Origin of the sequence: Psychrobacter sp. DM4, assembly GCF_051307035.1 — a bacterium.
Classification (GTDB): Bacteria; Pseudomonadota; Gammaproteobacteria; order Pseudomonadales; family Moraxellaceae; genus Psychrobacter.
In genome coordinates this window covers 1,005,320-1,020,652 of record NZ_CP195536.1, presented here as the reverse complement: position 1 = coordinate 1,020,652, position 15,333 = coordinate 1,005,320, and the positions used below count along the sequence as shown (strand labels likewise).

The window sequence follows — 15,333 nt, the reverse complement described above, 5'->3', positions numbered from 1 at the left end:
AGAGGGTAAAAAGAAATAGCTAACGGGCATGTGATACTACAACAAAAGATTACTCAGGTTCAATAGGACTTTCATCCATGTCCTGTAAATCCATAAGCGATAACGGCATATCATCAACCATAGCACCTAAATCCCAATCATAAAGCTGATCGACTTCTTGATCTCCAGATTTTAAGCTAAGCTTCATCTGTAATGGTTTGAAGCTTGTTGGCATGACAAAACGGCCGCGAATACGCTCTATACCTTTTACGCTATAACGCGTAGGTTCTAATGGCACCTCTACAAAATCATCATCATTGAGCAAGGTCAGTGACACTAAGACAGATCTCTCTTTGCCACTGCTACTTAACATACCGATGTCAAAACCGTATTCAAATGCATTCTCAGGTAGTGGTTCTATCTTAGCGCCTAATACTTGTAATGGCATGCCGCCATCTTCAACAATAATATTAGCATACAAATCATTGAGCTGAGCGACCTGTGCATTTTCAACTTTAAGAGCGCTTTGGATGCCCCGTAGATCATCCAAATTAGCAAGACTGATTTCAAGCTCTTGTTTTGCCGTGGCCACTTGGTTGGCAAGCACCTTTTGACTGATACGCAAATCCTTTAACTCTTGCGAAGTTTGTTTACCATTTACCGCCGCTTTATCAGTCTCAGTCTTTATGGAATAATAGCCGCTTTGATACCCAAGCTTATGACCAAATACCAAGCCAACTACAGCAGTTACCAATATAGCCGCCACAAATAATGCAAGTAACCAAGTTGATGCACCTGTCTCATGATGGTTCAAACGAGAGTATGATCGGTTATTAGCGGTGATAATTGAATCGAAGCGATGCGTTTTGAATGCAAAATTATTAGACAAAGGAACCTGACATGATGAACATGCGGGCTGTGAGCACAAACGCTTGGCAGTCTTAACATGCATCTAATAGGTATCTCTTATCAGTAGGAGCGATGTATTATAGCGGAATTCATAATCAATACCTAGCATTGTCAATACGAATGACTCAGTAGATACAACAAAGATAAAAAGTAGTTTTATCAAAGTAGTACAAGCAATACGCTACAACCGTTAAGGCACAATAGGAGCAAAATTAAGTCCTAATGACTCATCAAGTCCGAACATGACGTTCATATTTTGTACGGCTTGTCCAGAAGCACCTTTGACTAGATTGTCTTGTACGACCAATACAGTCAGCTCACTACGCTCATTGTCTTGATGTATCGCAATTCGCAATCGGTTGCTGGCGCGCACGCTACGCGTATCAGGATAAATTTCTTTAGGCAATACATCGACAAAAATCTCTGAGGCATAACTCGTCTCAAACTGTTGTTGCCAGTCTACAGACTTACCCTCATCAGTCAACTCTAAATGTATCGAGCTGAACATACCGCGTATCATCGGGACAAGATGCGGTAAAAAACGAATGCGATGAGTAAACCGACTATCTAGCAACTGTGCAACGCCTTGTTCAATCTCAGGCAGGTGGCGATGACCCTCTACGCTATATGCTTTGAAGTTATCTGTCGTTTCAGCATAATTGAGGGCAAGCTTTGCTTGCCTGCCAGCACCAGAGACGCCAGACTTGGCATCAATGACAATACGTGCATCAACGAGTCGAGTGTTTTGCTCATTTTGAGCATCGATAATAGGTTTTAACCCTAAGATCGCTGTGGTTGGATAACAACCAGGATTACCGACAACTAGAGCCTCAGATAATTTGTCACGAGTCACTTCAGGTAGCCCATAAACTGCTGTTTTGAGCAGTTCTGGACAAGCATGTTTTTGTTGATACCACTGCTCAAAATCAGGCAACGATTGCAGGCGAAAATCAGCGGCCAAATCGATAACTCTGACACCAGATTGAGTAAGTGCTTCAGCTTGTTGCATAGCAACACCATGTGGAGTGGCAAAAAACACGACATCACACTTTTGTAAAGCCGACAGCGTATCATCCCCTAAATCGCTAAATGTGAGGTCTGTAATACCGCGCAAACTTGGAAAAATATCATCAGCACGCAAACCTGCTTCGCTACGCGAGGTCAATAAATCAATAGACACTTGCGGATGTGCTGATAGCAGGCGAATAAGTTCGATACCGGTATAGCCTGTTCCACCAACGATAGCTGCTGAGATCATAACTTATCCTTTTATACTAATGACTATTAAAATTGTGAGCTGGTAAAAACTAAACTCTATATCTGGTACTCATGTACCGCATCGATAAAGACTTTGGCATGATCAGGATTGACCCACTGAGTAATACCATGACCTAAGTTTGCGATATAGCCTGTTTTATTACCACTAGCATACGCACTATCAAGCATAAATTTAACTTCATCACGTATCATTTGCGGAGACGCATACAAGGTTGAAGGGTCCAGATTACCTTGTATCGCCTTGCTACTTTGAATCTTTTTATGCTGTTTGGTCAATTGGCGCTGACTCTCTGTTAGTACTTGGCGCGCGCGATCTAATGGCATCGTCCAGTCAAGCCCTAGAACGTCCGCCTCACTATCAGCCTGAATATCAAGCCAGAGACCACCGCCTTTGGTAAACAGAACCACTGGAATATCAGGATGACGCGACTTCAAATCTGCAATAATGCGCTTATTGTATAAATGAGAGAATTCAACAAACTGACGATGACCAAGCGCGCCGCCCCAACTATCAAATATCTGTACGATTTGTGCACCCGCGACAATTTGTGCATCTAAGTAATCTGTGACCGCTGTAGCTAGCTTGTCAAGCAGTGCGTGAAGCAATTCTGGCTGACTATAGAGCATGCCTTTAGTATAGCGATAGTCTTTTGAGCTACCGCCTTCAATCATATAAGTCGCTAGTGTCCAAGGACTGCCTGAGAACCCAAATAAGGGCACCTGACCGTTTAGCGCTTTACGAATACTAGTGACTGCGCGCATGACATAATCGAGCGAGTCATTGACATCGAGTACAGGCAAATTATCAATGTCCGCTTGAGTGCGAATCTGACGCTCAAACTTGGGTCCTTCACCAGTCTCAAAGTATAGACCAAGACCCATAGCATCAGGAATAGTTAAAATGTCACTGAACAAAATAGCAGCATCCAAATCAAAACGACGCAGTGGCTGTAAGGTTACTTCCGTTGCTCGGTCAGTGTCTTTGCACAGGCTCATAAAGTCGCCAGCCTCAGCACGAGTCGCTTTATACTCTGGCAAATAGCGCCCTGCTTGACGCATCATCCATACTGGCGTCGTATCGATGGACTCAAAACGTAACGCCCGTAGCAATCTGTCGTTTTTTAGCGGAGCGAAATCGTGGGTAGGCAAAGCGTTGTCTGAGGCGCTCATGCGCAAATCTCCAAAATGGTATAATTATAAAAGGGTTACTAAGTACGCTGATAACGCTACATAGATAAAGCCAGGTTGTCACGATGTACCATGACTACTCGCTCCTCGCTAGTACCCAAAATTTTATCGAACTTTTCGGTACGCTCACGGGCGACGCGACGCGCCTCATTAGAAGAAAAGTTCACTTGTCCAACCGCTATACGCTCGCCTGTAGCTTGATTAATAATCTCAACCACATCGCCTTCATCAAAACCGCCGCGTACTTCGACCACACCTACGGGTAATAGACTACTGTTGTTCTGTGTCAAGGCTTTGGCTGCGCCATCGTCAACGATGAGACTACCTGACATACGCAGATGCGCTGCAATCCACTGTTTACGCGCGATGATTTTGTCCGCGTCGTTAGTGGTAAGTAAAGTACCAATTGCCTCGCCAGATACCACACGAGTAATGACGTTTTCGATAGCGCCGCTGACGATAACTGTCGGACAACCGCCCATAGCCGCTAGGCGACCTGCACGGATCTTGGTAAGCATACCACCGCGTCCAAGCTTGCCACCATCGCCAGCAATATCGAACAAGTAATCGGCCATGGCGCGCTCTTGGTGAATCATTCTAGCATTAGGATTATCGCGTGGATTATCCGTAAAAACACCATCTTGATCGGTCAAAATAATATAAAGGTCGGCGTTAATCATAGCTGCAGCCATAGCGCCCAAAGTATCGTTATCACCAAACTTGATCTCGTCTACTGTAATCGTATCATTTTCGTTGATAACGGGTAGCACGCGCCACTCAAGTAGCTGCGTTAGTGCGCCTGTTGTATTGAGATAGCGGCGACGATTGGATAAATCATCATGAGTCAATAGTAACTGTGAGCTCTGTACACCGTGTTGAATAAGCGCCGACCACCATGTCTCAATCAAGCCCATCTGACCAATAGAAGCGCAAGCTTGTAGAGCTGCTAGCTTCTTTGGGCGCTCCTCCAAATTCATACGTACCACACCTTCAGCGACCGCACCTGAGGACACTAACAGTACTTCTGTACCTTGGTTATGTAGCTTTGCAATTTGTTTTGCCCATTCGTATATGGCAGTTCGGTCAAGCCCTCGTCCATTGTTAGTCAATAGCGACGAGCCAATTTTGACAATCACGCGTTTGATGTCGAAGTTACGAGTTTGCTGAATGAATCTAGCTTCTTCGGTCGTGTCTTGGTTGTCAACTGCCATAAAAACTCCTGTTAATTAAAGTAGCTATTAATCAAAGTACTAATAAGAATAAAAGGTACTAATGGGAATAAAAGGATGTAAGGGCGCGCTTAGACTTAAAGCACATGCCTCAAAAAGCGATACTCAAAAGAGCCGCGCTTTATAGATCTAAGGTACATAGACCACTTCGACGTCATGATCGTCATCGTCGCTATCATCATCTAGATCTATACCTTCACGCTGCGCTTTTCTAGCCGCGCGGTAAGCTTCACGCTGTGCCTCGGTATTGCGGCGCACCTCTACCTCTAAACGCTCAAAACGCTCTTTTTGCGCATCAGCGAATATTGGATCTTCTAGTTCACGCTCACGCTCACGCTCAATCTCATTCATCAAGTGATACTTAACGGCGTCCACCCCTTCTCCTGTTAGCGTTGAGGTGCGAAACACAATACCTGTCCAGCCAAGCTCAGCTACTATATGAGTACACAGCTCATTAAGTTCGCTTTCATCAATCACTTGATCAATCTTATTCAACACTAAAATCTGTGGCAAATTTGCCAACTCTGGGGAGAAACGCTCAAGCTCATTGAAAATAACTTTAGCATTGTGAACCGGATCACTACCATCGATAGGTTTGATATCTACTAGATGTAATAATCGGCGAGTACGCGCCACATGCTTTAAGAACCGAATACCTAGTCCTGCACCTTCTGATGCGCCCTCAATCAGCCCTGGTATATCTGCCATCACAAACGAGCGATGACGACCGATATCGACGACACCTAAATTAGGCACTAAAGTAGTAAAAGGATAATCCGCAACTTTTGGTGTGGCAGCAGAGACCTGACGTATAAAGGTAGACTTGCCAGCATTGGGCAAACCAACTAAACCAACATCAGCCACAACTTTGAGCTCAAATTTCAAAACCTTGAGCTCACCTTCAAAACCTGAGGTTGCTTTGCGCGGTGCTTGGTTGGTTGAGCTCTTAAAATGCGTATTACCAAGACCGCCATCGCCACCTTTGGCAACCAATATTTTTTGATCAATTTCGATGAGATCACCAATGACCTCATCGGTTTCGGTATCGATGATGGTGGTACCAATTGGCACCGGTAATAAGATCTCATCAGAGCCTTTACCTGAACAATTACGGCTATGACCATTTTCACCGCGCATTGCATCATAGCGGCGAGTATAACGATAATCCACTAAAGTATTGGTGTTGTCGCTAGCTATCACGTAGACGTCACCGCCACTGCCCCCATCACCGCCATCAGGACCACCGCGCGGTACGTACTTTTCTCTTCGAAAACTGGCGATTCCGTTACCACCGTCACCCGCTTTTACCGTTACGACGGCTTCATCTATAAATCGCATTTTTAAATCCTTATGGTGCATATTAGGGGCTAGACTAAAATGCTATCGATGCCAAGGTGCTCTCAAGGCTGAGTTACAATCGAGTATTTTATACTAACCTTTATAACAATAACATCCGATAATCAGCTGGACTATCGGATGCTTAAGTATGGTTCATACCGAATCATTGAGCTTTTGGTTTAAGCTGGTATCTGTGAGTAGCTGATACCTGCCATCTGTGTTGCTAAGCGCAGTACTTGCGTGCTATAGCCAACTTCATTGTCATACCAGATATAGACAGTAGCATGATTGTCAGTGACGATAGTCGCTTGTGCATCGAGGATACCAACATGCGTAGTACCAACAAAATCTGTTGATACCGCTTCAGTTGAATCGGTATAAGCAATCTGTAACTGCCACGTGCTGCCGTTGGCCATTTGACGCATATACTTATTTAAAGCATCAGCATCTTTTGGCGCAGTTTTCAGATTTAAGTTCAATATCGCCAGACTCACATTTGGAGTTGGCACACGAATAGCATTACCTGTCAATTTGCCGTCAAGCTCTGGTAAGGCTTTGCCCACTGCTTTGGCAGCGCCCGTGCTAGTCATCACCATATTGAGTACCGCACTACGACCACGGCGATCTGCTTTATGATAATTATCAATGAGGTTTTGATCATTGGTAAAGGAGTGAATAGTTTCTACGTGACCATTCTCGATACCATACTCATCATTGATTACTTTGAGTGACGGGGTAATCGCATTAGTCGTACAGCTTGCAGCACTTACAATAGTATCATCGCCGATAGTATCGTTATTGACACCGTATACGACGTTTTTGATTTCGCCGCCAGCAGGCGCAGTCAATAACACTTTTTGCACGCCTTTTGATGCCAAGTGCTTACCTAATCCTGCTTCGTCTTTCCACTTACCTGTATTGTCAATCACTACCGCGTTATCGATACCATAAGCGGTATAATCAATCTCACTTGGGTCATTAGCATAGATAATTTGCACAAAACGGCCATTAATAATGATACCGTTATTGACCTCGTCGACACTAATAGCACCCAAAAACCCGCCATGAATAGAGTCGCGCTCTAGTAAAGAGGCGCGTTTGGCTAAATCTCCAGCGGCCGCAGGACGCACAACAATCGCTTTGAGCTGTAAGCCTTTGGCACTTGATGCTTGTGATAGTAATAAGCGTGTCAGAATACGACCAATACGACCAAACCCGTAGAGCACAATATCAGTCGCTTCGTTTTTTGCGCTCTTATCTTGGCTCAATGACGCTAGCGCCGCTGTGACGTCGCTGTTATTGATAATCAGCTGACCAACATCGATACGCACAGTTTGAACATTGTCAGTGGCAGCGATCTGTTTGACCATAGCCAGAGTGTCTTTGATATCGATGGACTTTGACTCTGATCCACGCGTTTCAGCATTTTGATGCAATGCCAATATACTACCGACAGAGCCTGCATCCAAAGTCTCTCCAAATAAGGTAATTTGGATGTCCTGCTCATTGTAGAGTTTATTTAGCAGGCCCATAAGCTCAATAGCTTGCTGCTCTTGCTCATTGTAATTGTTTAGGCGGTCTTGATGTAGTTGGCGTAAGGTAGCGGCTTGGCTCACGAGAAACATCCTTATGGTCAGTAAATTATAAATGGGTATTCTAGTACGAAAAATAATACGCTAAGTGTTTATATGAAATTTTATAGCTCTAGCTAGTGCTGGCGATACAATTTGATGGAAATGATTTTAGCCTAAAACACCTTTTTTTGCCAGTCAAAACCAGACTACTCGCTTTTATATCATTTTTGAGCCGTATTATGTGCAAAAGGCGCTAAACAGACAAAGACAGCCGTAGTTGCTGTCTTCATAAAACATTATTGGGTATAACGATATACCGTTGTCTAATGCTTTTAACTAAGGTACCAAGTTTACGCTTTGGTTGGTTTGCGGAGTCAAAGTGAACTCTTTTAAGTCATAACCTTGTTGCTGCGCAATCTGACGATACTTAGAATAGGTTTGCTGAGAGATATCAGGAGTACGAGCCAACAGCCATAAGTTGCTCTTGTCAGGCGTGCCGACCAAGGCAGTTTGATACTGATTGTCACGAGCCAGAACCCAATAATCACCGCGGCCTATAGGCAACCAGCGAATCCACGAGGGCAAAAAAGTCACCTTCAACTGACTGCCTGTAGCATCAACAGGCATAGCCAAACCTTCGCTACGAATAACCTCGCCATCTGCAGCGATACATTCATTAACGACGCTAATGTCAGAGCTGTCAGTTTTTCCTGCATAAGTTGCTGTCACATCACGAGCACAGTTGCGTTGAAAGAACAGAGGCATACGCCCTATCTCATACCACTTGCCACTATACTTTGCCAAATCAACCTTATCTACAGTCGTTGGAGTCGTAGTAGACTTGTAGATGATATCGTTAGGCGTCACTGGCAAAACTGAAAACGTTGAATTTACTTTTTCATCAGGTACAGTCGTGGGCGCTGCGTAGGCAGAGAGTACTGCTAGTGGAACAATAATAACCAGCGCAATGGTAGTATGCTTGATAAGTCCGTTCATGAATACCCTTTCTGGTATTTGGGGCTGAGGTTTTTGACTAGTGGCATCTGTACCAGCTTGGTTATCTCTTGTAGTAGCAGACTCATCCAATAAATAATCGTCAGATAGATTGTCACTTTTAAGATAGGTATCATAAATACTAATACTTACAGAATCCTCTTCTAAAATCATATTTTCAACAGACGACTGCTCTGCTTGTAGATAGTCCTCTACTGAGGGTAATTCTGTAGACTTATAGAGTGAATGATCGCTCTTGTATTCATCGTCGTTGCTAGCACTATGACTGCTAGCACAATTTGTGTCAGTGTTATTATGATAGAACAACTCATCGTTTTGAGAGTGAGAACTAGACACTGCTGAGTCCGTCCATTCTGACTGAAATGATTCATTAGTTGTCATGGGTATACCTATGTAAATAGTAAATCGAATGCTCATTCATTCATCTACACTTTAAGTTTTATAACGTTGTGTCTTGTGTAGTCATTATCTTATATAAATAAACATCTAGTGAGTACAAGGCCTAATAGCCAAAGATAAATAGTTAAAGATAAGTTGACTTGTCGAGCTAGCATTGAATGTTATAATTCAAATTTGGAGTCATCTGAAGTCATTTTGAGTTTAAGTAACTTTGCTGTTCGGTGTCTTTTATATTGAGATCATAATATTGATATCATCATGTTAACTGTAGTGTTGCTATGTAGGAAAAAGCAACGGTTTGTAAATCATACTCATTCATATAATGTTCTTGGATCATCTGAAACAAACAACTTCAACGCTTATTTGAACTAAAACCCCTATTGCTATGTCTTTGTAAACTCACTCTTTATCAATGCTCAGTAATCAACATACCGCTTATGTGTCTACTGTCATTGTTCTATGTTTATCCAAGTATTAAAATCCCGTTTGTAACGTTTAAGAGAGTATTTAGACTCGTACGCTATCTACAACCAAGACAATATCTCTTTATTAGCAGAAGGCAACGGATACTCTGCTGCTAATAGCTGAGATTTTGTCACCCAAGATAACGACTGACCCTCTAGACCCTGTTTTTGTAACTTGTGATGCCCATATTGAGCGGGCGTCAACTCTACATTATAAGTATGCAAACACACCGTCTTCTCACCATAATCATGAGTGATGAGTCCCAGTTTAGTTATTGAATTTTGACTAAGGTCTATTCCCACCTCTTCATTCACTTCTCGGATTAACGCACTTTGAGCGGTTTCATTGGATTCTATCTTGCCACCAATAAACTCGTATAAGTTGCCTTGATGTTGAGAGGAATGACGAAACCCAAGTAGATACCAGTTTTGGTAGTGAATGACGGCGATAGCGACATTAATTGAAGAAGGTATTGCGGCACTATGCTGAGACATTTTTGATCCTTTTTTATAGTCATTCATGAGCAAATATATACTATTTTGGGTACAGCAGATGCTGATAATAATAATTGCTGGTGACAAACAGCACTTGCAATAGTTTATCATATAAATGATAATCATTATCGTTAGTAAAATTAATATAGTGGCACATTAAACTGCTGTCATTATTCAAATGTAAGGAGAATAATTATGACTATAAGTTTATCTCGATATCTAAGTAACCCTGAGAATCGTCTACCGACGCTACAATCAGAGCATCTGTTTGCGTTGACTAAAGAGGTACGTATTGAACATGAAGGCGAAGAGTATCGTCTGCGCTTAACCCGTAATAATCGTTTAATTTTGACCAAATAATAGTCCTTATAATAAAAAACACCTTCAGATAAGGCGTTTTTTATTATTCTCAAAAAAGTCGTCAATGTACTTGACTAAAATTGCCAGCTATAGACCACGTCAACAGCATTTTCGGCAGCTGAGGTCGCCTCTACATAAATGCGGCGCGTTAACTGATAACGAGCTGAGAGACTATTTTGAGCGTTGAAAACACCGACGCCGTAGCGAATGTACAAGTCAGGTGTTACATAACCTGTGACATTAATATTGGTGTCCTCACTACTACCTGAAGCATCTACCGTCAGACTCTGAAAACCAAACGCTTGACCTATCTGATTGGTAAAGCCACGCGTACCACCGAGTCCAAAGTTCAGACCAGCTGCCGCTAAGTTATTGGTCACTTGAGACTTAAAGCCCTGCTCACTGATTTGAGTGGCGCTACCGTTATTGATACGACCCGTCACTAAGGCGTTCATCGCTTGCTGCTGCGTGAGCCCTGCATCGTTGAAGACTACGATATTTGGGTTCTCAGTCGTACCCGTCACTCGTACCCCTACTGTACTATCGTCAATGATTTTGACGGCCTCAATGCTAAGGTTGGGCTTCATGACATCGCCATTAAAGCGCACTTGACCATAGTTGAGCTCTAGATTCTGCCCAAAAGCATCAATCGCGGTACGGCGCGCTACTTGTACCACACCTTTAGCACGCATGACGCCCGTGCCATTTTGGGTGATGTTCAAAGCGCCCGCTAATGGAATGACCGCACCAAAGCCACGGAAGTTGATGTCATCGCCCAAGTCAATACCGATATCAGCATTAATAGACCAAGGCTTGGATATCGCTAATACTTCATCAATGTTGCCAATCAGACGTCTATCGAGTACAACCACATCTTCGCTTTGTGTAATGATATCTTCGCTTGCCTCTGGTGGACGAATCGTCGCCGACGGTACACTGATAGCGCCCTGAATATTGACATAGCGATCACTTGGACGCACGATAATATCAATATCTGGGTTGATTTCAGCGAGTAATAGTGGCGGCTGAGTCAAGACTAGACGCTCACCTACGACACTTAGCTTAGCTTGTAACTTTTGACGCCAATCGATAGTCCCTGTCAGCGTACCCGTGCCTGTCCCACTATTGAACCTACCATCGATAGTTGCCTGAGTCCCGCGTATCTTAGCTGAGGCATTAATTCGCGATAGATTAACCGGCAGATCGAGCATAGCTACGCGGCCATCTACTAGCTTGACATCACCATAAAATTGCGGCTTGCTCAAGGTACCACCAAGGCCGCCTGCCATGGTCATATTACCTTCGAGGACGCGCATACCTGGGAAGAAAGGTTTAAACACCGCTAGATTGAGCTCATTTAATACTAGTGCCCCAGAGATAGGTTTGGGCGTTTTATAAGGGTCGACGACCACTTCAGCATAACCGCGCGCGCCGCGCCCTGTATTGATATCAGTGCGCAGTTTGATGCCTTCAGGTACAGACAAGGCAATCAAGGATACACGCTCATACGGCAGGACTACAGGCGCTGAATCTCCATCTTGCATCAGACCAATTTTACCGTTGTCTGAGTACAAGGTCGTGTTGATCGTTGGGGGTTTACCGCGCTGCCAGCCGATAATAGCCTTGCCATTGATTTGACCTTGCCAATCTATATCTTTGGGTAAAAACACTGACAGCAAAGACGTGTCTAGCTTTTGAAGCGCTAGATTAACCTGACCACTATCTGGCGAGGCAACTAGATTTTCACGTAAACACAGCTTGCCAGTCTGATCTGCGGCTTGCCAACAGTGCGCTGCTAGCTGAACTTTTAGATCGCGACTGCTGCCATTTTGTTCACGTGGCAAATCGACAACCAGTTGCGCAGGTTGCAGCTGATTGAGCGTTGCATATTGTGACTTGACTTGACCTTTACCAATAGCACCTGACCATCTAAGCTGATTGCGATCAAAACCGCCCTTAATACGTGCGGCAACTTCGATTTGCTCATTAGCGATACCTAAGTTGACGATATGCGCCTGCTCAGTACCATTAAAGGTTGCGTTGACTTGCTTGAAACTTTGACCCGCAGCATCTAAGCCTTCAGCACTGATAATGAATTGGCTCGGACTATTAGCAAGATTGACCAGCTTGCCGCGTATACGACCCTGACGCAAAATAAATCCAGGAAGAGCAATACGCTCACCAACCAAATCAACATAGATGGTCGGTAGCGCCTGTCCTGCTGGTTGCGATAATGTTGCACCGCCAGATACTTTACCGCTAAGCTGATCTGAGAGCTGATCGAGGCTTGTAATGTTAATCTTGGCCTGTAGTTGTTTGGCATTGCCATTAGCGGTAAGATAATTATCACCCCAACGCAGCACTAAATTATTAGCATTCAAATTCTCAATTAGGGCGTTAACTTGCTGATATTGGGTTTCGGCATCTTGGTTTTGCAGGCGCTCAAAGTAACTCGTTATATCTTTTGGTAAATTCAGCCTGGCACTCAAGCTACCTTTGGCGCTAAGCGGTTGGCCTTTGAGCATGCCGCTAAGATCTATTTTATCGATATTGACGATCTGCTCGGTATCACTCCAGCGCCCATCGGTATTAATCGTACCTGTAATGACACTTGGCGTATCTTTTAGAAAATACCCCAAATTAAAGCGATTCATAACCGCATTAATGTCCCATGCAACGCCTCGTCGCACATCGACAGTACCATTGGCACTAATGCTGCCTGCTGCGCCCACATGACTAAAGCGTTTTATTTTGATCACTTGTGAGTCGCCACTAGCCTCAATCATCAGCTTGCCGGCAGGTAGCTGCTCGGCGTCGAGCACACCATCAAAATTAATCGCAAAACGTTGTAACTTGCCCTTAGCATTGTTTTGATTGGCAGGTTGCCACTGTCCGCTAGTGTTGAGATCGCCCGTAAGAATCGCCGGATTATTCGGTAAGAAATAACCTAGATTAAAGTCATCAAAACGACCGGTCACTGTCCAGTCAATATTATTACGTAGATCTATGACGCCTTTGGCATTAACCGAACCTGCCTCGCCTGCATAATTAAGCTTACGGATGTTAATCAGTTTCGGCGTACCTGCAGCATCTATAGATAGACGACCTTTAGGTACGTCTTTGGTATCAATCTGACCATCGAAGCGCGCATCAAATACCGATAGCTCACCACCAACCAAATCTATACTGGCATCACCGCCGCCACTAATACCGATACGGCGATTGTCTTGTGAGGCGTCAAGGGTGGCTTGGAGATCAGTGTTATTTAGACTGATAATATGGCGCTGACCTTTAACCCCGTTTTTGGTGATATTAATCAGGCGACCACGCGCGCTAAGATTCCCTGTGAGACGTTCAAGTGGCAAGTCGCTGCGATATTGTTTAGGCAGTAGGCCGTTGGTACGTGCATCAACCTGCCACGTTAGCGGACGCTGCGTGGTTGCTAGCTGTATCTGACCATTGCCAGACAGGTCACCAACGATACCGTTGTAGTTGATACGATTGAGATCAATAGTATTACCATTTTTGCGCAGGCGTACATCATAGTTGCCTTTTGGTGCTACGTTTAGCTCATTGATCATGGCATTGGCGTCAACAGAGAGCACGGAGCCACGTACGATGACATTAGCGCGGCCATACGGGCTATCGATATTACCGATATTAGGGACATCGCGGCGCGTTAGGTTCTGCCAACTGGCATCGATGTATAAAGGCGCTGCTTGTTTGGATTTCGCTGATGTCTTGCCGCGAACGATATTAGCATTAACGTGCTCGCCATCGCGCTGACGCAAATCAATATCCACCTCCAAATTGTTACTGATATTTCGCTGCTGAAAATGTAGTGACAAGCGGCCATTGAGTTTTTGGGGAGCATAAGCTTTGAAGTCTGCGTACTGCTCTGGAATAGCACGGCGGATGTCAAAATTGCTACCGCTTGCGCGTATCTTGGCATCAAAACTGTCTTTCCAGTCCAAGATACCTTGTACCGTTAAACGTCCTGCTGGCACATCAGCATCCAAGCGATCAATACGCAGTTGACTATTAGCGACGATGGCGCGTCCTTGGTAACGTCCTGACGGAATGTCTTTTGCGCTCAGCTCCGTATTGATACGCAGACGTATCTCAGAGATGACGCCGCTTGCAGTCGCAATACCGCTTTTGAGATGGATGTTTTGCTCTTCGGCATAAGGGAGCAAGAGGTCATCCCATTGCAATTTGGCTTGGAACGGAGCGTCTTTATCCAGACCCTGTACGACAAAATCACCACTGACGTCGCTATCGTTATAACGACTACGCACGCGGCCCACAGTACGCTTTAGGCTACCTGTTGCCGTTACATTAAGCGGATCGACGTAGGCTTTTTCGAGTGCGCTTACCTCAACGATAGCAGATAGATCTAAAGGATAGTCGCCTTGAAGATCAATCTCGCCTTGTAGCGCATTGACTTTGACAATATCAGCATAACGCAAGTCGCCACGACCTACAGTTACCAGAGTATCTACCCATGTCAAATCGCGCGCCGTAATGTCATGGATAGTGATCGGGTCTTTTGTCACTTGCTTGTAGATAATGTTTTTGATTTTTGCCTGATCAAAGCGTAGATTGACTGGTAATTGAAGAGTTTTGTAGTCGAACGGCTCGCCCGTTGGCGGCTTATTGTTGATGATTTCTATCGTTTGGATATCAGCGTCACGCAAATGCACTTCTTTTGCAAATATAGCCCGCCAGCCTATTTTGACATAAGCTTTGTCTACGAGTATTTCAAGGTCTTCATTGGCTTTGATATCGATATCATTGACCCAGATACCATCGCGCAAATTACCACTGCCATAAGTCAACTCAATGCCTGTTTCTGCGCTGATTTTTTCTAATAAGAACTTAGTGCCAGACTCCGTACCTGCCATATAAAAGAAAACAGCAAACATAAGCACAAATACGATCAAGATCAGTATCAGTAATTTGAGCAGAAACGATAAAGGATACCAGTGCCGTACTGCACGAGCATCTCTTTGAGCTGGATCTTCTGAGGGATCCTTGGGCTGAAAATTACTAGGCTGAGAATTTTTAGGCAACATGAAAGTCAACTGCGTTAGATAAGGTCATAGT

10 protein-coding genes are annotated in these 15,333 nt (G+C 44.2%); 1 reads left to right on the top strand and 9 read right to left on the bottom strand.

The window, feature by feature from the left end; all coding sequences use genetic code 11:
* Window positions 1–49: 49 nt before the first annotated feature.
* The 8 genes from ACR64G_RS04495 to ACR64G_RS04460 all read right to left on the bottom strand — a co-directional run bounded on the left by ACR64G_RS04495 (window position 50) and on the right by ACR64G_RS04460 (window position 9,867).
* Window positions 50–931 carry a hypothetical protein gene (locus ACR64G_RS04495; RefSeq protein WP_435980327.1) on the bottom strand — a complete coding sequence of 294 codons (882 nt, stop codon included), beginning with the start codon at window positions 929–931 and terminating at the stop codon, window positions 50–52.
* 147 nt (window positions 932–1,078) lie between these two features.
* Window positions 1,079–2,146 (bottom strand): N-acetyl-gamma-glutamyl-phosphate reductase, encoded by a 1,068-nt coding sequence (gene argC / locus ACR64G_RS04490; protein WP_435980326.1) that lies wholly within the window; start codon window positions 2,144–2,146, stop codon window positions 1,079–1,081.
* Between the two features lie 56 nt (window positions 2,147–2,202).
* Complete coding sequence (hemE, locus tag ACR64G_RS04485; protein WP_435980325.1) at window positions 2,203–3,336, bottom strand: uroporphyrinogen decarboxylase; 1,134 nt, start codon at window positions 3,334–3,336, stop codon at window positions 2,203–2,205.
* A gap of 56 nt (window positions 3,337–3,392) precedes the next feature.
* On the bottom strand, window positions 3,393–4,565 hold the full coding sequence (gene proB / locus ACR64G_RS04480) for a glutamate 5-kinase (RefSeq protein ID WP_435980324.1): 1,173 nt from the start codon (window positions 4,563–4,565) through the stop codon (window positions 3,393–3,395).
* Between the two features lie 147 nt (window positions 4,566–4,712).
* Window positions 4,713–5,921 carry an Obg family GTPase CgtA gene (gene cgtA, locus ACR64G_RS04475; protein WP_435980323.1) on the bottom strand — a complete coding sequence of 403 codons (1,209 nt, stop codon included), beginning with the start codon at window positions 5,919–5,921 and terminating at the stop codon, window positions 4,713–4,715.
* Between the two features lie 179 nt (window positions 5,922–6,100).
* On the bottom strand, window positions 6,101–7,546 hold the full coding sequence (locus ACR64G_RS04470) for a glyceraldehyde-3-phosphate dehydrogenase (protein ID WP_435980322.1): 1,446 nt from the start codon (window positions 7,544–7,546) through the stop codon (window positions 6,101–6,103).
* Window positions 7,547–7,831: 285 nt separating this feature from the next.
* Window positions 7,832–8,890, bottom strand: a complete 1,059-nt coding sequence (locus ACR64G_RS04465; RefSeq protein ID WP_435980321.1) for a lipocalin family protein — start codon at window positions 8,888–8,890, stop codon at window positions 7,832–7,834.
* A 542-nt stretch (window positions 8,891–9,432) separates the two neighbouring features.
* Window positions 9,433–9,867 carry a (deoxy)nucleoside triphosphate pyrophosphohydrolase gene (locus ACR64G_RS04460; protein ID WP_435980320.1) on the bottom strand — a complete coding sequence of 145 codons (435 nt, stop codon included), beginning with the start codon at window positions 9,865–9,867 and terminating at the stop codon, window positions 9,433–9,435.
* Between the two features lie 195 nt (window positions 9,868–10,062).
* Between ACR64G_RS04460 and hemP the strand changes: the two genes are divergently transcribed.
* On the top strand, window positions 10,063–10,227 hold the full coding sequence (gene hemP / locus ACR64G_RS04455) for a hemin uptake protein HemP (RefSeq protein WP_435980319.1): 165 nt from the start codon (window positions 10,063–10,065) through the stop codon (window positions 10,225–10,227).
* Between the two features lie 74 nt (window positions 10,228–10,301).
* On the opposite strand, the gene ACR64G_RS04450 is transcribed toward hemP, so the two are convergent.
* On the bottom strand, window positions 10,302–15,302 hold the full coding sequence (locus ACR64G_RS04450) for a translocation/assembly module TamB domain-containing protein (protein ID WP_435980318.1): 5,001 nt from the start codon (window positions 15,300–15,302) through the stop codon (window positions 10,302–10,304).
* Between the last annotated feature and the right edge of the window lie 31 nt (window positions 15,303–15,333).